Source organism: Wolbachia endosymbiont (group B) of Eupithecia inturbata, from assembly GCF_964030915.1.
GTDB lineage: Bacteria > Pseudomonadota > Alphaproteobacteria > Rickettsiales > Anaplasmataceae > Wolbachia.
Genome location: NZ_OZ034987.1, coordinates 291808 through 310475, shown reverse-complemented (window position 1 = coordinate 310475; position 18668 = coordinate 291808). Strand labels below are relative to the sequence as shown.

Here is an 18668-nt window from a genome sequence, read left to right as displayed (position 1 = left end):
GTTGTGGATTTCAGTCAAATAATGAAGCAAGCGCAAGAAATGCAAAAAAAGCTTGCGGAAGCCCAAGAAAAATATATTGGAAAAGAGTTTCAAGGTATTTCTGGTGGTGGCAAAGTTTCTGTATTAGTGGAAGTTATAAAAATAGGTGGCTATAAAGCTAAAAAGGTAAACATAGACTTAGAGCTTATGAGAAATGAAGAAAAAGACATAGTAGAAGATTTAGTGACAGCAGCGTTTAATGATGCCATTAAAAAAGCAGAAGAAGATATGGCAAATGCAACCTCTGATCTTGCAGGTATGATGGGGTTACCACCTGGATTTAAACTTCCTTTTTAAATTTACTACTGAAGTTTACCTTAATGCAGTAACTAAGTGTTTTCCTTTTATACTAGTACTCCCATGAAGTACATTCATATTACTGCATGAATATGCAGCAATTCACAATGATGAATGCAGATCAGAAGATAAAAAGACATTAGTGAAATAGGTGTCAGAAGATCAAGAGTAAAAAAAGTAGAGTAACTCTATTTATTAATTAATAAAATCTTTGTATTTTCCTAAAAGTTAGTTAAGATACAGAAGGTTTTGTGTTATTAAGTTAGCACTTGACTTAACTTTAGTTATTATTTAGACTGCTAAAGTGGAATTTTAATTTTTTTAACGAGGGCAATTATGCATTATAAAAAGTTTTTTTCGGCAGCTGCTTTAGTGACGTTGCTAAGCCTATCAAACTCTGCTTTTTCATCAGACCCTATTGGTCCAATAAGTGATGAAGAAACTAGCTACTACGTTCGTTTACAATACAACGGTGAAATTTTACCTTTTTATACAAAAGTTGATGGTATTACAAATGCAACAGGTAAAGAAAAGGATAGTCCCTTAACAAGATCTTTTATAGCTGGTGGTGGTGCATTTGGTTATAAAATGGATGACATTAGAGTTGATGTTGAAGGGCTTTACTCACAATTGGCTAAAGATACAGCTGTAGTAAATACTTCTGAAACAAATGTTGCAGACAGTTTAACAGCATTTTCAGGATTGGTTAACGTTTATTACGATATAGCGATTGAAGATATGCCTATCACTCCATACGTTGGTGTTGGTGTTGGTGCAGCATATATCAGCAATCCTTCAAAAGCTGATGCAGTTAAAGATCAAAAAGGATTTGGTTTTGCTTATCAAGCAAAAGCTGGTGTTAGCTATGATGTAACTCCAGAAATCAAACTCTTTGCTGGAGCTCGTTACTTCGGTTCTTATGGTGCTAGTTTTGATAAGGCAGCTAAGGATGATACTGGTATCAAAAATGTTGTTTACAGCACTGTTGGTGCAGAAGCTGGAGTAGCGTTTAATTTCTAGTCTATCTTTGTCTTATTATCCCAGTGGGTTTTTCTTGTCATTCAAGTAGCATGACACTGGGATCTAGAAAAAAGAAATGTGAATTCCAGTGTTTGAGCACTGGAATAACACATTATTTATTTAATGTAGTTTTTATCGTTACACGCTGGCAATTTTAATTCTACATTTAGGTAGCTGTTGTTAAGATCTCAACTAGATATAAAGTTATGCTTTTTTAATTAAAGCTTGAATTTTTCACTGAAAATCAATATATTATATGTACAGAGTTTTAATTTAAGTTATTATGTTGACCCCAGTAGCAAATTTATGTGTTAATAGTAGCACTAATCTCATGCAATATATTGCTGAAGTGCGAAAATTTCCTATGCTTTCCCAAGAAGAGGAAGTGCGATTAGCAAAAAATTGGCAAGAATACCAGGATATTTCTTCTGCTCACAGGTTGATTACTAGCCATTTGAATTTGGTAGTAAAAATTGCAATGAAATTTAAGAATTACGGTCTATTGTTGATGGACCTGGTCATGGAAGGAAATATGGGTTTAATGCATGCAGTGAAAAAGTTCAATCCTGACTTGGGATTTCGTTTTTCAACTTATGCAGTATGGTGGATTGAAGCTTCAATGAAAGACTTTATATTAAAATCTTGGTCACTTGTAAAAATAGGTACAACGCAAGCACAAAGGAGATTGTTTTTTAGTTTACGTAAAATAAAAAAAAGAATTTTACAATACACAAACAGAGAAACTTTGAGTAAAGAAGAAATAAAAGCAATATCAAATGAGCTTTCTGTATCTGAAGAAGATGTTGTACAGATGAGCTATCGTCTGGCTTGTAAGGATCAGTCGTTAAATAATTGTATAAAAATAGGTGATGACTCTAAAAAGGAGTTACAAGATATGATTCCGTGTAATTTAGTTAGTCAAGAAGTAGCTTACCAGAATCATGAAGAAAAGGCATTAAAAGAAACAATTTTAAGCAATGCGCTGGCAAGTCTTAATGAAAGATCAAGAGACATTTTCATTAGCAGATATTTATCTGAAAGTACTCAGACTTTGGATGAGCTTAGCAAAAAATATTGTGTTTCAAGAGAAAGAATAAGACAATTGGCTAAGCAAGCAATGAGTAAGGTAAAACAACATGTAAAATCAGAGAGTTTGAAACTTGGTTTACATGCGTAGTCTTTTTGTATTTCTAATACTTTTTTCAATAGGTACTCTTGCATCGGTTAGTAACGTACAACTGAAGGAAAAATATAAAGATTGGCTTGTGTACACTGCATTGGAAGATGGTGAAAAAGTGTGTTACATTGTATCTCATCCTAAGAAAAAAAGTGAACATTATACAGCTGACCGCAAGCCGTATGTAATGGTCAGTTACGTTGATAAAAAAGCAGATGAGGTGAGCGTCACTTCTGGCTTTCAGTATAATAATGAGCCTGTAGTTCTCAATATCGATAAAAAAATTAAATATCAATTGCCAATAATACAGGGAAGTCTTGCGTGGACAGATGATACAAAAATGGACCAAGATTTGATTCTCAAAATGAAGCAGGGATTATCAATGGTAGTTAATGGAAAAGTAAAAACAGCAAATGTTGATGATACTTATTCCTTGCTTGGCTTTCAAAAAGCGTACCAAAAAATGCATGACTTATGCCATACAAAGCAAATTATTGATCACTAAAGTATAAGATAGGCTGTTTTGTCTCTCAGACAAAAATATGGATATCACTTTACATAGAATATGAATATCATTTAAAATATATTTTTGAGAATTAATATGTCAAAAATTGTAGATATAGGAATCAAAGAACAAAGTTCTGTGTGTGAACAAATGCGTTTTAGTGTAAGTCGTGCAAGCCTTTTAAATACGCTATCCAGGGTAAGTGGAGTGGTTGAAAGGCGCAACGCGATAGATGTTTTAGCGTGTATAAATATCAAAGCACAACATGGCAGCATAAAATTGAAGGCTACTGATCTTGACATTTCAATATTTGCCTCACTTACTGCAAATGTATCAGCAGAAGGAGAAGTGAAAATCTCAGCACATACTTTACATGACATAGTGAAAAAATTGCCAACTAATTTGGATGTCAATTTCGAAATGAATAATCAAGGAAAATTATTGATATCCTGTGGAAATGCAAATTTTTCTTTACCGAACGTAGTTTCAAATAACTTCCCTGTTCTTGAAGAAGGTGATCATCAATACGATTTCACTCTACTAAGTGCAGATTTGGTAGACTTGTTGACTAAAACGAAGTTTGCTGTGTCGCTGGATGATACAAGGTATAATTTAAACGGGATATATCTGCATACAGATGAGCAATTTCTGTACTGCGTTGCAACTGATGGCCACCGTTTATCATGTATAAAAAGGCCTAAACCTGAAGATATCAACGGAGAATTTGGGGTGATCATTCCACGTAAAACTATCATGGAACTGTTGAAAGTATTGGGTGATTGTAATGAGATAAATATAAAACTTTCAGATAGAAAAATCAAATTTACATGTGGTGAGTATATTCTAATATCAAAATTGATAGATGGGACTTTTCCAGATTACAAAGCTGTCATTCCAACGTCTCAAGATAAACAAATGATTGTTGAGAGTAGCAAACTTGCTAGTGTTATAGACCGAGTTTCCGTTGTTGTGTCCGATAAAATAAAATCAATTAAATTTTCATTGCAAGAGAATTTATTAACTCTACATTCAAATTCCCAAGAGTGCAGTGATGCGACTGAGTCTATAGAGGTGGATTACGATGGAGCTCTTATGGAAGTAGGATTTAATTCTCGTTATTTGCTTGATGCTTTATCTTGTATAAAAAACAAATGTAAGGTCAGCCTATCAGATGGTAATAGCGCTACAATTATCACTGATGAAGATGATCCAAGTGCACTATACATAGTGATGCCAATGAGGACTTAAGCTAGTAATCTATCTTTACTAAGTATAAGCCGTGAGACGGCGCAGTGACCCCAGCGGCGTTTCTTTTACATTGACTTAATATGTTTAGCATTTCTTGTGGATTAGTTCTATTTTTTCCAAATTCAACTAAAGTACCAACAATAATCCTCACCTGGTTATGTAAAAAGGAAATCGCAGATATTTTGATGTATATGTGACTTCCATTTTGTACTATATCAATATCATCGATTGTTCTGACCGGATTTGTAGCTTGACAATCTTTTGAGCGGAAGCTTGAAAGATTATGTTTTCCAAGCAGGTGTCTAGCAGCTTCACGCATGATGTTTACGTCAAGTGGGTTAAATACTTGCCACACATAACCGATTTCCAGAGCTGCAGGAGCGTAGCGATTAATTATTCTATATTCATAATATCTTTTTTTTGCTGAAAATCGCGCATGAAATGCATCATCTACGGCTTCTGCACTAAGCACAGCTATAGGAATCGCTTTTAAGTGATAGTTTATTCCATTTCTTATTCTGTAAAGCTCAAATTGCCTTTCCATATTGAAATGAGCAACTTGCCCTAAAGCATGAACCCCTGTGTCAGTTCTGCCACCACAATGCAAAGAGACTCTCTCGCCACTGAAATTAAATATAGCGTTTTCTATGGTTTCCTGAATTGAGTTAGCAGAGTGTTGTTGCTTTTGCCAGCCAGAGAAACCACTACCATTGTATTCTATCGTTATTTTGTATCGCACTACAAAGTCTATCTATCTAATTTTAGGTAACTAACGTTCTTCGTTATTAAAAAACCCTTGGCAGATTGGTTGCGTTCAATTACCATGGAGACTATACAAGTTAATAAATGATCCATGGCACATAATCCAGAAGAAAGAAATAATGATAAGCAAAAAGCACTAGATAATGCAATAAGTCAAATTGAAAAAGCATTCGGTAAAGGTGCAATAATGAAGCTAAAGCAAAACCCTGTAGAAAAAATAGACACGATATCTACAGGGTCGATTGCACTTGATTCAGCTCTGGGTGTTGGGGGATTGCCAAAAGGACGTATAATTGAGATATTTGGCCCTGAGAGTTCTGGTAAAACTACTCTTGCTTTGCATGTAATTGCTGAAGCACAGAAAAAAGGAGGTTTATGTGCATTTATCGATGCGGAACACGCACTGGATGTTATATATGCTCGTAAACTTGGAGTGAAAACTGATGATTTGGTAATTTCACAACCAGACACTGGAGAGCAGGCGTTGCATATTGTTGAGTATTTAGTGTGTTCTAGTGCAGTTGATGTAATAGTTATTGATTCTGTTGCAGCACTAACTCCAAGAGCTGAAATTGAAGGGGATATGGGCGATCAGCACATGGGATTGCAAGCAAGGCTTCTAAGCCATGGACTCAGGAAACTAACTTCTGTAGTTTCAAAAGCAAACTGTATATTGATATTTATCAACCAAATTCGTATGAAAATAGGAGTAGTATATGGAAATCCTGAAACTACCACTGGTGGAAATGCGTTAAAATTCTATACTTCTATAAGACTTGATATAAGAAAAGTTGGTGCGATAAAGGATAAAGAGAATATTACGGGTAATGAAACGAGAGTTAAAGTTGTAAAAAATAAAGTCGCTCCTCCATTTAGAGAGGCAAAATTTGATATAATGTATAATGAAGGCATATCAAAACTTGGGGAAATAATAGATATAGGAGCAAAACTTGGTGTCCTTGAAAAGGCAGGCGCTTATTATTCATATAACAATACGCGTCTTGGGCAAGGAAGAGAAAATGTAAAAAGCTACCTCAAGGCGAATAAAGAAATTGCAAATGAAATAGAAACAAAAATCAGAGATTTATTTAAAAATCACGATAACTCTATTGCAATAGAAGAGGAGCGTGAACAACTTCTAGAAGAATCAGTATTCTAATCTAGATTAGGGTGAAGTTTTAGTATCCATTCAGATGCATGGCTAATGTGCAAATGTTGAAATCAGTGCTTCTTTTCTTGTCGCCTAAGTAGCCCTTTTGGTGTCATCCCAGTGCTTGACACTGGGATCTAAGAAAATTCACAGGCAAACTAATTCGGTAAGCTTATGCTAAATTAATGAGCTTAAATGAAAAATTGGATCCCAGTGTCAAGCACTGGGATGACACCATTTGTTACGCAAATTGTCACAATGTTCGTATAGCTGTGTGTTTGCACACTGACTATTTGTTCCTATATTTTTGTCTATCTTATTTTGCTACCCTGCTGAACGGATACAAGTTTTATATTGAATAGGATGTCCTGTTCAATTGCTATATTTCACACTCTCCCAACTGAGTTGATAAAAGCTGCGATATCTCCTTGCAGCATTAGGTGTATATTCTTTGCTATTTTTTCCACTAAGAGGATAGCGTTATCAAAATTTTCAAATTTTGATAATACATAATCTGCTAAGCTTTTCCGATTTTCAGGCCTACCTACTCCAAATCTCAAACGCCAATAATCGTTACCAATAAAGCTATCTATAGACTTAAGTCCATTGTGTCCAGCAGAACTACCACCTTTTTTTACTTTTATTCTTCCAAATTTCAAGTCAGCATCATCATGTATGACAACAATATTGTCTAGCGATAATTTGTAAAAATTTTTTATTTTTGCAACAGGAATACCTGAATTATTCATAAATGAAGAAGGCTTTATTAGCATAACTTTATTATTGTTAATTATGCCAGAGGTTATCAAGTAATCGGCTTTCTTAGAAAATGACTGAAAATTCCAATATTTGTAGATTGCGTCAATAACGATAAAACCAATATTATGATGAGTTAACTCATATTGACTACCAGGATTACCAAGCCCAGCTATTAAATGCACTACTCCTCTGTTTTTGTTTGAGTCTCTTCAACATCACTATCGGCAGCAGAGATTGTTACAATGGTGAAATTTTCTTCCTCATGAGCTACAAATTTAACACCTTCTGGCAATTTTACATCATTGATATGTATAGACTGACCAATCATTTTGCCAGACAAATCAATTTCTATGACTTGAGGTATTTTCTCAGGAGAGCATTTGACAGTAATAGAACGACACAGAACATTAAGCACTCCACCTAATTTGATTCCTGGTGATTTACTTTCATTGATGAATGATAAAGGTATATCTATTTTAATTTCACTACCTTTATCAACAAACTGAAAATCAACATGTTGCACAGTATCCTTTACTACATGCCATTGAATATCACGAACAAGAGCATATTCTTTTTTCCCTGAAATATCTAGTTCTATTAAATGTGCAGAAAGAGCACCTGATTTATATTGTTTAGTAAATTCCTTTGCAGACAATGTCAAATTTACGTTATCATGCCCTTTACCATATATAACTGCAGGTATACTTCCCTTCTCCCTCAGAGCCTGAATCGCTTTCTTTTTTTTTACATCACGTAACTCTGCATTAATTGTTACCATTTCTTGCTGTGCCATCGATTACTCCTATTCAGCTAATCCTTTTTATATAATTTAATAATATAACATAAAAATATTTATTTCAAACTTCATTCTTTCACACTAATTCTTTGTGGAAAAATTTATTTAGATATATACTTAAGATTACGTAGTAAGAGCTATGGGTATTAACGATCAAGTAGTTTTTAAGATTTATAAGCCAACAAAAACTGCAACACAATCTGGCTTAGGTAATACAAAATTCTGGTACCTAAAAATTGAGCCTTGTTCTTACTATATTGAACCTTTGATGGGATGGGTTGGCTCAAAAGATCCCCAAAAACAGATTGTATTAAAGTTTGATTCTCTTGAAAAAGCAATATCTTACGCAAAGAAACACAACACAAAGTACACAATTGAAATGCCAAAAGATGTTAAAAGACTGCCAAAATCTTATGCAAATAATTTCGTATCAAAGTAAGTTTTATCGTAGTGTGTTTATCTAAAAACCTAAACCTAATCGTTACTATGATTTTGCTAACACACTAAGGTCATTTAGATAGTCGAACCTGGCTAGCTAGTATCAAAGAGTTATTTTTTAGGTATTTCTCCGTAAGACTGCAAGTTTTTTTGGATTACTCAAATAACTTCATTCTGCTTGAAGAACTTTTATGTTGCTTTGCACTAAATTAATTTCACGTTTTATTTGTGTTAGCTATTTATTTAGTGAGTGGACATGTAATTTTACCTTAAATAACCCTATAATAAAAACATAGTTATTGAAATAATACAGAAGGTTCTCATGACAACCTCTGTATAACTCTTAATTTTGCTGAACGCGCACGCGGATTTGCATTTATTTCTTCCGCACTTGCTTTAATCACTTTTTTGTTTAAAAGGGAGAATGTCTTTGTAGGTCCTGGTTCACACAAATCTTTAAAAAGGGTTTTAACTATACGATCTTCTAGAGAATGAAAGGTAACTACAATTAATTTGCCGTTTTCACTTAAAATCTCAGATGCAGCTTTAATACCCTTTTCAAGCTCTCCTAGCTCATCATTTACCCATATTCTGATTGCCTGAAATGTTCTAGTTGCAGGGTCAATCTTGCTTTTTCCACGAAACACTACAGAACGTACAATATCCGCAAGTTCAAATGTAGTTTTGATAATTTTCTTCTTCCGCGCATTTACTATCGCTCTTGCGATTTTACGAGAATGACGCTCACCCCCATAATTATATATAGTGTTCGCAATCTCTTCTTCACGTAAAGCGTTAACAAACGTCGAAGCATTCATATGAGAATAGTTATCCATGCTCATGTTAAGTGGGCCATCACGTAGAAATGAGAATCCTCTATCTCCATTATCAAGCTGCATAGATGAAACTCCAACGTCGAAAACTATTCCATTGATACCTTTAATATTATTACTATCTAATAAATTTTTAATATTACTAAATTTCTCAATAAATAGATTTATTCTATCAGGGTATTTAACGTTCAGATCATCATAAAATTTGGTAACTGTTTCATCCCTATCAATTGCATACACTTTGCAATCAGCGGATTCCAATATTGCTTTGCTATATCCTCCAGCCCCAAATGTAGCATCTACATATATGCCACCACTTTGTGGTGCTAATTGAAATAGCATCTCTTTTAACAAAACTGGAGTATGTGTCATATCAAGAGACTTTGTGCACTTAAATTAAAATAACTTTCTCGCCAAAAAATATATGGAAATATATAGGTATAGTATAAGAATATTTAAATATAATCAACGATATAAAAATTTAATAAGATAATATTATTAATATAACATTTACATAATTCACGTTTGAAAAAGTAAGTAATATTACTATAATATCAAACAAATTACGGAAGATTTCGTGCAACAAATAACAAAAGTAATACTATCAAGTTTAATTTGTAACACTTTGTTGTGGTATGATCACATGCTTTTCAGCCATCTAATAAGCATAATCGGAGATGTGTTTTTTCCATCAGACGACAAATTAGTCAGCATACTTAAAGCTTTTGGAGTGTTTGCAGTGGGTTTCTTAATAAGACCAATTGGTGCTGCTATATTTGGCCACATTGGCGATAAATATGGAAGAAGGATTGCTCTATTTCTCTCTATCATATTGATGACTCTATCAACCGTACTTATTGCATTTGTTCCAGGGTGACCTTACCCAGAAAAAGTAGACAGAAAGTTAAGACGTTTTTGCTATGAGAATGATGAATCAAAAAGCTCAGGAATGCAATAGTTAATAGTAGAATGTCTACGCTGTTTATTATAAAAAATTTCTATATATTCAAATATTGCGGTTTTAGCTTGTTGTGCAGAGTGTTGTGAAGTATCAATGAGTAACTCTCTCTTAAGTGAACTAAAAAAGCTCTCTGAAACAGCATTATCATAACAACAACCTTTGTGACTCATACTAGAAGTAATATTTTTTGTACTTAGTAAAAATTGATAATTTTTAGAGGTGTATTGCGATCCTTGATCGCTATGAAATAGTAGATTTTTAGCAGATTTGCGCCTACCAATAGCCATGAATAACGCATCTATAACTAATTGCCTATTTACTGCATTACTCATTGACCAGCCAATTGACCTTACCCAGAAAAAGTAGACAGAAAGTTAAGACGTTTTTGAAGTAAAATAAAACGTTTTTTCAAAGAGGTGTGGTATGACAAAAAGAAAAGAATATACAGCAGAATTCAAAATTGAAGCTATAAGACTAGTAAAAGAAACAGGTCAATCATCAGCAAAAATAGCAAGAGATTTGGGTATTAGCGGTGATTCATTAAGCAGATGGGTAAAAACATACAATGATAGAATGTCTGGAGTAGATGCGTTTCCAGGAAAAGGGAAAGTAGCTCATTGTGACAAAGAAAAGTTTGATTTAAAGAAAGAGCTGGCAAGAGTAACGAGGGAAAGAGACATTTTAAAAAAAGCCCTGGGATATTTTGCAAACCAAAAAGAGTAAAATATTCTTTTATAAAAGAACATGAAAACTGCTATAAAATACGGGAATTATGCAGATTTTTGAACGTATCTGCTTGTGGTTATTATAAATGGATTACTAAGGAAAAAAACAACAAAAAATCAATAAGAGAAGAGCTCATACAAGATATTCAGAAGGTATATCGAGCATCACAATGCAGATACGGAGCTCCTAAAATTCACGCTGAATTAAAGGCTTTAGGTAAAAATTATAACATCAAAACAGTGCAAAATGTTATGCAGAAAAATGGCATTCAAGCTAAGCTTAGACGAAAGTTTAAAAGTAAAAAACCACAAATAGACAATAGAGTTATAACTCCTAACATATTAAATCAGAATTTCATCGCTGATCAACCTAACAAGATATGGGTAACTGATATTACGTACATAAAAACTAATGAAGGATGGTTATATTTGGCAGCAATAATAGATTTATATTCACGCATGGTGATTGGCTGGTCAATGAGTAATGCAGTAAATAGGCAATTAGTTATAGATGCGTTATTCATGGCTATTGGTAGGCGCAAATCTGCTAAAAATCTACTATTTCATAGCGATCAAGGATCGCAATACACCTCTAAAAATTATCAATTTTTACTAAGTACAAAAAATATTACTTCTAGTATGAGTCACAAAGGTTGTTGTTATGATAATGCTGTTTCAGAGAGCTTTTTTAGTTCACTTAAGAGAGAGTTACTCATTGATACTTCACAACACTCTGCACAACAAGCTAAAACCGCAATATTTGAATATATAGAAATTTTTTATAATAAACAGCGTAGACATTCTACTATTAACTATTGCATTCCTGAGCTTTTTGATTCATCATTCTCATAGCAAAAACGTCTTAACTTTCTGTCTACTTTTTCTGGGTAAGGTCAGTATTGAGCGCAATTCTTGGCTCAATATTAAGTCTTATAGTGGTGCTTATATGCAAAAAAGTATCCGATTTTGAATCTTGGGGATGGAGATTGCCTTTTATTTTCAGTTTTGTAATAGGATTAATCAGTATATATATGAGATATATACTCGATGAAAGCCCAGAATATAAAAAGCAGGAAAAGCCACATGAATTACCGTTAAAAGAACTGTTAAATGGCTATAAAAAACCTTTTCTAATATCAATTGGAGTTGACATAGTTGAGAATGCATCTCTTTACATATATTTAGTGTTTTTTAATCTACTTGCATCAACAATAAACACTCACTTTAATCACGCAGTAGAAATATTGAATCAGGTTGCACTTGGAGGATTGACTATACTATTTGCAATACTTTCTGATAAGGTAGGGAGAGAAAGAGTCATGAAATTTGCATTTGTGACTTTTATAGTAGTAAGTTATCCAGTTTTTTCAATGATACTAAGTGGTAATAATTTGCTCACCATAATGGCGCACGTTCTTTTTATAATCCCAATAGCTGCTTCTCTTGGTCCTGTTAGCGCGTTTATGTGCGAATTATTCCCAATAAAGGTACGATACAGTGGATTTGGTTTATCAAGAAATATAGCTTCGGGATTTTTTGGTGGTCTTGCACCATTTATATGCACAACTATTATCAAAGTTACAGGACAAGGAACTTTAGCAAGTTTTTACATGATTTTCTGTGCACTAATTGGGTTAGTTGCTATATCACAAGTTAAGAGTTAGGTTTTTTCAAAAACCAAGTGTTTAAAAAATCTAATCATAAGGTGGAAAATGCCAATTTTTAGGTGATAGTGTAAATATTTCAACTCCATCTTTTGTGACTCCAAGCGTATGCTCAAACTGTGCAGAAAGTGAAAGATCACGTGTTGTCACTGTCCAGCCATCTAGCTTGCTGAGAAGAGTTTCATGTTTTCCAGCATTGATCATTGGTTCTACCGTAAAAAACATGCCTTCTTTTAAGATAAGATCCTCACCTTCATCATAAAAATGTACAACATTTGGTGGAGCATGAAAAACCTTTCCTATGCCATGTCCACAATAATTGCGTACGATAGAATATCCAAAATCTTCAATATATTTTTCTATAGCAAATCCTATTTCATTTAACTTATTGCCGGGCTTAACTTGTTTTATCGCTTCCATTAGCGCATTGTAGGCAGCATTACACAAACGCTTTGCTTTTATTGAGGGTTTACCGGTCCAAAACATGCGACTTGTATCACCATACCAGCCATTTAAAATCACTGTAACGTCAATATTTAAAATATCTCCATCTTTAAGAGGTTTATCATCAGGAATACCATGACATACAACAGCATTTTTCGAAGTACAAATTGATTTCGGATATCCCTTATAATTCAGTGGTGCTGGAATTGCACCTGCATTGATTATAAAATCATGACATAGATCATTTAATTCATTAGTTGTTACGCCTACTTTGACGTATGGTGCAATAAAATCAAGGGTTTCAGCTGCAAGCCTGCCAGCTTTACGCATAAAGTCAAAGTCTTCTTGTGAATGTATAGTTATGTTCATATCTTCCATTTCTTATTATAATTCACATCTTGCATAGTAGATAATGTCATTCCACTGCTTGACACATAATTGTACGAATATTGAATGCAAAAGTACAAAAAATAGTGTCATCAGAATGCCTTTTTTTCCTGTCATCCCAAGTTGACCTTACCCAGAAAAAGTAGACAGAAAGTTAAGACGTTTTTGCTATGAGAATGATGAATCAAAAAGCTCAGGAATGCAATAGTTAATAGTAGAATGTCTACGCTGTTTATTATAAAAAATTTCTATATATTCAAATATTGCGGTTTTAGCTTGTTGTGCAGAGTGTTGTGAAGTATCAATGAGTAACTCTCTCTTAAGTGAACTAAAAAAGCTCTCTGAAACAGCATTATCATAACAACAACCTTTGTGACTCATACTAGAAGTAATATTTTTTGTACTTAGTAAAAATTGATAATTTTTAGAGGTGTATTGCGATCCTTGATCGCTATGAAATAGTAGATTTTTAGCAGATTTGCGCCTACCAATAGCCATGAATAACGCATCTATAACTAATTGCCTATTTACTGCATTACTCATTGACCAGCCAATCACCATGCGTGAATATAAATCTATTATTGCTGCCAAATATAACCATCCTTCATTAGTTTTTATGTACGTAATATCAGTTACCCATATCTTGTTAGGTTGATCAGCGATGAAATTCTGATTTAATATGTTAGGAGTTATAACTCTATTGTCTATTTGTGGTTTTTTACTTTTAAACTTTCGTCTAAGCTTAGCTTGAATGCCATTTTTCTGCATAACATTTTGCACTGTTTTGATGTTATAATTTTTACCTAAAGCCTTTAATTCAGCGTGAATTTTAGGAGCTCCGTATCTGCATTGTGATGCTCGATATACCTTCTGAATATCTTGTATGAGCTCTTCTCTTATTGATTTTTTGTTGTTTTTTTCCTTAGTAATCCATTTATAATAACCACAAGCAGATACGTTCAAAAATCTGCATAATTCCCGTATTTTATAGCAGTTTTCATGTTCTTTTATAAAAGAATATTTTACTCTTTTTGGTTTGCAAAATATCCCAGGGCTTTTTTTAAAATGTCTCTTTCCCTCGTTACTCTTGCCAGCTCTTTCTTTAAATCAAACTTTTCTTTGTCACAATGAGCTACTTTCCCTTTTCCTGGAAACGCATCTACTCCAGACATTCTATCATTGTATGTTTTTACCCATCTGCTTAATGAATCACCGCTAATACCCAAATCTCTTGCTATTTTTGCTGATGATTGACCTGTTTCTTTTACTAGTCTTATAGCTTCAATTTTGAATTCTGCTGTATATTCTTTTCTTTTTGTCATACCACACCTCTTTGAAAAAACGTTTTATTTTACTTCAAAAACGTCTTAACTTTCTGTCTACTTTTTCTGGGTAAGGTCACAGTGTCAGCTACTCGGATGACACCAAAGGGGCACTTGGATAGAGGCTACTTGAATAACACCATCATAAGGTGAACCAGTGTCAAGCACTGGAATGACAAGGAAAGGGCTACTTGGATGACAAGAAAAAGGACGCTGATATGACACCAAAGAGGCTGACACCACCATAAAGTAAATTCCACTAACACTATAGGAGACTAACATGAACTTTTTAAAATTTATCGAACTATGCTTTCAAACGGTGATGCCGGGATGTGAGTATAACAATTATCAGTATATAAAAATTATAGCAGACAGGCTTGAAGCAGCAGGCACTGGTGAAGTGAAGCGAATAATATTCAATATGCCTCCGCGCTCGATGAAGTCTATGTGCGTGAGTGTTGCATGGCCCGCATGGATACTAGGGAATCAGCCAACTGCAAGAATAATAGTTGCAAGCTATTCTCAGCGGCTTAGCGAAAAGCATTCGCTCGACACCAGGTGCGTAATGCAGTCTAGTTGGTATAAAGCGCTATTTCCAGAGGTAGAACTATGCAAAGACCAAAACACTAAATACAAATTTCAAACAGTACAGAGAGGATGCAGGATTGCAACATCTGTTGGTGGAACACTGACTGGTGAAGGTGGTGATTTTATCGTCGTGGATGATCCACTGAGTTCCTCTCAAGCTTTGAGTGAAACGTTTAGAAAACGTGCCACAAACTGGTTCGATCAGACTCTAATAACCAGGCTCAATGACAGGAAAAAAGGAGTTATCGTTGTTGTAATGCACAGACTACATCAGGAGGATTTAACCGGGCATCTTCTCTCCAAACCGAAAAATATATGGCATCATGTTTGTTTGCCAATGATTTCTGAAAACAAGGAAATTATCTATTCAATCAAAAGATCAATTCTCCCTTCTCCTGTTCCTATTATTCAAGTAACTACAAATGAGTGCAAAAGCTCAACAGGCGCTACATCTTCAAGGATTTTATACTTAAAAAAGGAAGGTCAGCTGCTATATCCCCTAGATGGAGGAGAAATTGAAATGATAAAGGCTGAACTTGGGAGTTACGCTTTTGCTGCTCAATATCAACAAAATCCTCTGCCGCTTTCAAGTGGTATAATTAAGCAAGAATGGTTGAAACGCTATAGAAATTTTCCTGACAATCTCTTACATATAACTCAGAGCTGGGATACTGCAGTTTCAACAAACGATTCTAGCGGCTTTAGTGTCTGCACCACCTGGACAAAGGTGAATAATAAGTTTTATTTACTCGATGTATACCGTGCGAAGCTTGAGTATCCAAAACTTAAAGAACAAGTTCTATCACTAGCTGCAAGGTGGAAGCCACACGCAATTTTAATCGAAGCAAAAACAAGCGGTCAACAATTGATTCAAGAGCTAAAGACAATACCTGTTATTGAGATAGTGCCGCATAACAGTAAAATCGCTCGATTCCACCAGATTGTTCCGATAATAGAATCCGGCAAGGTTTTTCTGCCACACCAAGCAGTATGGCTCAGCGATTTTGAGTATGAAATTTTAATGTTTCCAGAAACCCGCCACGACGATCAAGTCGACAGCACCGTGCAATATCTGCAGTGGATGAAAGACAGTAGCTCGCGAGTTGCAGCTATACGGACATTGTAATTTAAGAGACAATAAGAGCGTATCCAAGCTTAATTATTATCTTATTTAAAATAAATATTGATTTCTTATTATAATTTTACAAAAATTAAATATATATTTAAGATTAGAGGTAAAAGTTATGACAATAAATTATCAGCAGTGGTTGGAAATATTAAGTACGGTTAATAGTGATAATAAATTAGATAAAAGGAACGTAATTGAAAAAGTAAAAGAAGAGCTAAAGGCAAGCAATGAAGAGGTATTTAAACAGTGGGAAAAGAGTAATTTTTATGTAAATTATAAATTTGAAGTTGGAGATAATGAATTCACATTATTACATTTAACTGCTAAGTTAGGCTATACGAGCTTGACAAAGGCTTTAATAGTAACAAAAGGGATAGATGTTAATATAAAAGATAAGAATAAAAAGACACCTTTACATTTAGCTGCTGAAAATGGTTATGAAGGGGTGGTAGATGCTCTGTTGGAAAAAGATAAAATCAGGATTAATGAACAAGAAGATAAGGAGGGATGGACACCTTTACATTTAGCTCTTATGAATGGCCATGCAGACGTGGTAGAATCTCTCGTAAGAAACGGTGCGAATGTTAATATAAAAGATGACTATAGAGTGACACCTTCATCTTTGGCTATTCAAAGAGATTATGTATTTACTCCGCCAAAAAAACGTGAAGGCTCCTATGTTAATGTGAAAAATCATGCTAGAACTGCTTCTAGGAATTTAACTAAAGAGGAAAAACAACGCACATCAGCAATTGCGAAAGGTTTTTTTGCCGGTAGTGCAAATGCATTATCAGGTGTTTTAATAGCGAAAGCACTTTCTGCAACTGGAATAGTTACAGTTGAGTCAAAACCCTCTACACCAATAGCAGTGGCTAAAACTGCAGCTATAGCGTTAGTAGTTGGCAGTGCTATATATGCATTGTCAAAACCTGATACTCAAATTGATAAACCAGTCTTAACAAATGGACAGCAAGAAGCTGCTAGCGCTGGTAGGTTTGCCTAGCGCGTATTCGACCTACCAGTGTCAAACACTGATCATAGGGAATGACATTACAGGGACACTGGAATAACTTAGGAGAGAGCGCTGACAACTTTCGTTTAGGCAAGATTATACCTTGAAAAAATTAAGCTTTAGTGCTATTAAATAGTTGTAAATTTTGTCTCTGTGGTAGCTTTATGAATGTTGAAAGTAAGAAAATACATGATACTAAAATAAAATTACCAATATTTCTCGATTATCAATCTACTACTAAAGTAGATCCTCGTGTTTTGGAGGTGATGATACCTTATTTTGGTGAGTTTAGTAATGCACACTCTCGTAGTCATTCATTTGGTTGGACAGCTGAGGAAGCAGTAGAAAAAGCAAGGAAGCACATTGCTGATTTAGTGAATGCAGACAGCAAAGAAATCGTCTTTACCTCGGGTGCAACCGAATCAAATAACATGGCTATCAAAGGTGTTGCTCATTTTTATAAGAATAAGGGAAATCATATAATAACTGTCTGCACGGAGCATAAGTGCGTTTTAGATTCTTGTCGACATCTGGAAAATGAAGGCTTTAAAGTTACATATTTGTCCGTTAAGCAAAACGGAATTATAGATTTGTTGAAACTTGAGAAGGCAATTACTGATAAAACAATTCTGATTTCAGTGATGATGGCAAATAATGAAATCGGAGTAATGCAACCTGTCAAAGAAATTGGTGCAATGTGTAGAAAGCATAATATATTTTTTCATACAGACGCTGCTCAAAGCTTTGGAAAAGTTCCAATAGACGTAAATGAAATGAACATTGATCTTATGAGCCTTTCTAGCCATAAAATTTATGGACCTATGGGAATAGGCGCATTATATGTCCGTAGAAAAAATCCTCGTGTTAGGTTGACGCCACTAATTAGTGGTGGTGGACAGGAGAGAGGCATGCGCTCTGGAACAGTTCCTACTCCCCTTGCAGTTGGTTTTGGTGAAGCAGCACGTATCGCTAAAGAAGAAATGGAAATAGAAGCAAGCAAATTAGAAGAGTTGAGAGATATTTTGTACAACAAAATAAAAGAGGCATTTCCTGATGTTGTTTTAAATGGTGATTACGAAAATAGGATTCCAGGTAACCTTAACTTAAGTTTTCCTTATGTTGAGGGTGAGTCTCTTATCATGGCAATCAAGGATTTAGCAGTAAGCTCTGGTTCTGCATGCACATCCGCATCTCTTGAACCTTCTTATGTCATAAGATCACTAAACAATGGCCACGATCTTGAGCATTCATCAATTAGATTTGGCCTTGGCCGATTTACAACTAAAGATGAAGTTCTATACGCGGCAGATCTTGTTACTAAAAATGTTGGACGGCTAAGAGAGATGAGCCCACTTTTGGAAATGGTACAAGAGGGAATAGATTTAAGCACCGTAAAATGGGACTCTCATTGA

Annotated in this window: 15 protein-coding genes and 5 pseudogenes; 13 read left to right on the top strand and 7 right to left on the bottom strand. The window is 34.5% G+C overall.

Features of this window, described 5'->3' with window-relative positions; all coding sequences use genetic code 11:
* Positions 1-21: 21 nt before the first annotated feature.
* The 5 genes from ACQH21_RS01530 to dnaN all read left to right on the top strand — a co-directional run bounded on the left by ACQH21_RS01530 (position 22) and on the right by dnaN (position 4286).
* A complete protein-coding gene (locus ACQH21_RS01530) occupies positions 22-336 on the top strand; it encodes a YbaB/EbfC family nucleoid-associated protein (RefSeq protein ID WP_006013488.1) in 315 nt (104 codons plus the stop codon).
* A 336-nt stretch (positions 337-672) separates the two neighbouring features.
* Positions 673-1356, top strand: coding sequence for a P44/Msp2 family outer membrane protein (locus ACQH21_RS01525; protein WP_425384349.1), 684 nt, complete (start codon positions 673-675; stop codon positions 1354-1356).
* A 283-nt stretch (positions 1357-1639) separates the two neighbouring features.
* Complete coding sequence (locus tag ACQH21_RS01520) at positions 1640-2533, top strand: RNA polymerase factor sigma-32 (RefSeq protein ID WP_264686809.1); 894 nt, start codon at positions 1640-1642, stop codon at positions 2531-2533.
* Positions 2526-3038 carry an invasion associated locus B family protein gene (locus ACQH21_RS01515; RefSeq protein WP_064085618.1) on the top strand — a complete coding sequence of 171 codons (513 nt, stop codon included), beginning with the start codon at positions 2526-2528 and terminating at the stop codon, positions 3036-3038. Before ACQH21_RS01520 ends, ACQH21_RS01515 begins: the two co-directional genes overlap by 8 nt.
* 96 nt (positions 3039-3134) lie before the next feature.
* On the top strand, positions 3135-4286 hold the full coding sequence (dnaN, locus tag ACQH21_RS01510) for a DNA polymerase III subunit beta (protein ID WP_010407054.1): 1152 nt from the start codon (positions 3135-3137) through the stop codon (positions 4284-4286).
* A 1-nt stretch (position 4287) separates the two neighbouring features.
* Here dnaN and truA read toward each other — a convergent pair whose 3' ends face one another.
* Complete coding sequence (gene truA / locus ACQH21_RS01505; protein WP_407511886.1) at positions 4288-5025, bottom strand: tRNA pseudouridine(38-40) synthase TruA; 738 nt, start codon at positions 5023-5025, stop codon at positions 4288-4290.
* A 114-nt stretch (positions 5026-5139) separates the two neighbouring features.
* On the opposite strand from truA, the gene recA reads away from it, so the two are divergent.
* Positions 5140-6207 (top strand): recombinase RecA, encoded by a 1068-nt coding sequence (gene recA, locus ACQH21_RS01500; protein WP_264376085.1) that lies wholly within the window; start codon positions 5140-5142, stop codon positions 6205-6207.
* A 377-nt stretch (positions 6208-6584) separates the two neighbouring features.
* On the opposite strand, the gene pth is transcribed toward recA, so the two are convergent.
* Positions 6585-7139 (bottom strand): aminoacyl-tRNA hydrolase, encoded by a 555-nt coding sequence (gene pth, locus ACQH21_RS01495; protein ID WP_425384348.1) that lies wholly within the window; start codon positions 7137-7139, stop codon positions 6585-6587.
* Positions 7139-7750, bottom strand: coding sequence for a 50S ribosomal protein L25/general stress protein Ctc (locus ACQH21_RS01490; protein ID WP_264375064.1), 612 nt, complete (start codon positions 7748-7750; stop codon positions 7139-7141). Before ACQH21_RS01490 ends, pth begins: the two co-directional genes overlap by 1 nt.
* 142 nt (positions 7751-7892) lie before the next feature.
* On the opposite strand from ACQH21_RS01490, the gene ACQH21_RS01485 reads away from it, so the two are divergent.
* A complete protein-coding gene (locus ACQH21_RS01485) occupies positions 7893-8192 on the top strand; it encodes an ETC complex I subunit (RefSeq protein WP_264375063.1) in 300 nt (99 codons plus the stop codon).
* A gap of 319 nt (positions 8193-8511) precedes the next feature.
* Here ACQH21_RS01485 and rsmH read toward each other — a convergent pair whose 3' ends face one another.
* Positions 8512-9396 (bottom strand): 16S rRNA (cytosine(1402)-N(4))-methyltransferase RsmH, encoded by an 885-nt coding sequence (gene rsmH / locus ACQH21_RS01480; RefSeq protein WP_425384347.1) that lies wholly within the window; start codon positions 9394-9396, stop codon positions 8512-8514.
* A gap of 205 nt (positions 9397-9601) precedes the next feature.
* Here rsmH and ACQH21_RS01475 point away from each other — a divergent pair.
* Positions 9602-9898: pseudogene (locus ACQH21_RS01475) on the top strand (MFS transporter); the annotation flags it as partial.
* 44 nt (positions 9899-9942) lie between these two features.
* Here the strand turns inward: ACQH21_RS01475 and ACQH21_RS01470 are convergent.
* Positions 9943-10329: pseudogene (locus ACQH21_RS01470) on the bottom strand (integrase core domain-containing protein); the annotation flags it as partial.
* A 79-nt stretch (positions 10330-10408) separates the two neighbouring features.
* Between ACQH21_RS01470 and ACQH21_RS01465 the strand changes: the two are divergent.
* A pseudogene (locus ACQH21_RS01465) lies at positions 10409-11562 on the top strand (IS3 family transposase).
* A 26-nt stretch (positions 11563-11588) separates the two neighbouring features.
* Positions 11589-12374: pseudogene (locus ACQH21_RS01460) on the top strand (MFS transporter); the annotation flags it as partial.
* Positions 12375-12404: 30 nt separating this feature from the next.
* On the opposite strand, the gene map reads toward ACQH21_RS01460, so the two are convergent.
* Together map and ACQH21_RS01450 are read right to left on the bottom strand one after the other, a co-directional pair.
* Complete coding sequence (map, locus tag ACQH21_RS01455) at positions 12405-13187, bottom strand: type I methionyl aminopeptidase (protein WP_010403864.1); 783 nt, start codon at positions 13185-13187, stop codon at positions 12405-12407.
* Between the two features lie 186 nt (positions 13188-13373).
* Positions 13374-14527: pseudogene (locus ACQH21_RS01450) on the bottom strand (IS3 family transposase).
* A gap of 280 nt (positions 14528-14807) precedes the next feature.
* Here ACQH21_RS01450 and terL point away from each other — a divergent pair.
* The 3 genes from terL to ACQH21_RS01435 all read left to right on the top strand — a co-directional run bounded on the left by terL (position 14808) and on the right by ACQH21_RS01435 (position 18668).
* The gene (terL, locus tag ACQH21_RS01445; protein WP_425384346.1) at positions 14808-16241 is read left to right on the top strand and encodes a phage terminase large subunit; all 1434 of its coding nucleotides are present in this window, start codon (positions 14808-14810) and stop codon (positions 16239-16241) included.
* A 118-nt stretch (positions 16242-16359) separates the two neighbouring features.
* The gene (locus ACQH21_RS01440; RefSeq protein ID WP_425384345.1) at positions 16360-17247 is read left to right on the top strand and encodes an ankyrin repeat domain-containing protein; all 888 of its coding nucleotides are present in this window, start codon (positions 16360-16362) and stop codon (positions 17245-17247) included.
* 173 nt (positions 17248-17420) lie between these two features.
* Positions 17421-18668: an IscS subfamily cysteine desulfurase gene (locus ACQH21_RS01435; RefSeq protein ID WP_353278472.1), complete on the top strand. Its 1248-nt coding sequence runs from the start codon at positions 17421-17423 to the stop codon at positions 18666-18668.

Excerpts from the sequence above, each read along its gene's own strand:
- ACQH21_RS01530 (WP_006013488.1), top strand. The coding sequence starts at position 22 with ATGAAGCAAGCGCAAGAAATGCAAAAAAAGCTTGCGGAAGCCCAAGAA.
- ACQH21_RS01525 (WP_425384349.1), top strand. The coding sequence starts at position 673 with ATGCATTATAAAAAGTTTTTTTCGGCAGCTGCTTTAGTGACGTTGCTA.
- ACQH21_RS01520 (WP_264686809.1), top strand. The coding sequence starts at position 1,640 with ATGTTGACCCCAGTAGCAAATTTATGTGTTAATAGTAGCACTAATCTC.
- ACQH21_RS01515 (WP_064085618.1), top strand. The coding sequence starts at position 2,526 with ATGCGTAGTCTTTTTGTATTTCTAATACTTTTTTCAATAGGTACTCTT.
- dnaN (WP_010407054.1), top strand. The coding sequence starts at position 3,135 with ATGTCAAAAATTGTAGATATAGGAATCAAAGAACAAAGTTCTGTGTGT.
- recA (WP_264376085.1), top strand. The coding sequence starts at position 5,140 with ATGGCACATAATCCAGAAGAAAGAAATAATGATAAGCAAAAAGCACTA.
- ACQH21_RS01490 (WP_264375064.1), bottom strand. The coding sequence starts at position 7,750 with ATGGCACAGCAAGAAATGGTAACAATTAATGCAGAGTTACGTGATGTA.
- ACQH21_RS01485 (WP_264375063.1), top strand. The coding sequence starts at position 7,893 with ATGGGTATTAACGATCAAGTAGTTTTTAAGATTTATAAGCCAACAAAA.
- rsmH (WP_425384347.1), bottom strand. The coding sequence starts at position 9,396 with ATGACACATACTCCAGTTTTGTTAAAAGAGATGCTATTTCAATTAGCA.
- map (WP_010403864.1), bottom strand. The coding sequence starts at position 13,187 with ATGAACATAACTATACATTCACAAGAAGACTTTGACTTTATGCGTAAA.
- terL (WP_425384346.1), top strand. The coding sequence starts at position 14,808 with ATGAACTTTTTAAAATTTATCGAACTATGCTTTCAAACGGTGATGCCG.
- ACQH21_RS01440 (WP_425384345.1), top strand. The coding sequence starts at position 16,360 with ATGACAATAAATTATCAGCAGTGGTTGGAAATATTAAGTACGGTTAAT.
- ACQH21_RS01435 (WP_353278472.1), top strand. The coding sequence starts at position 17,421 with ATGAATGTTGAAAGTAAGAAAATACATGATACTAAAATAAAATTACCA.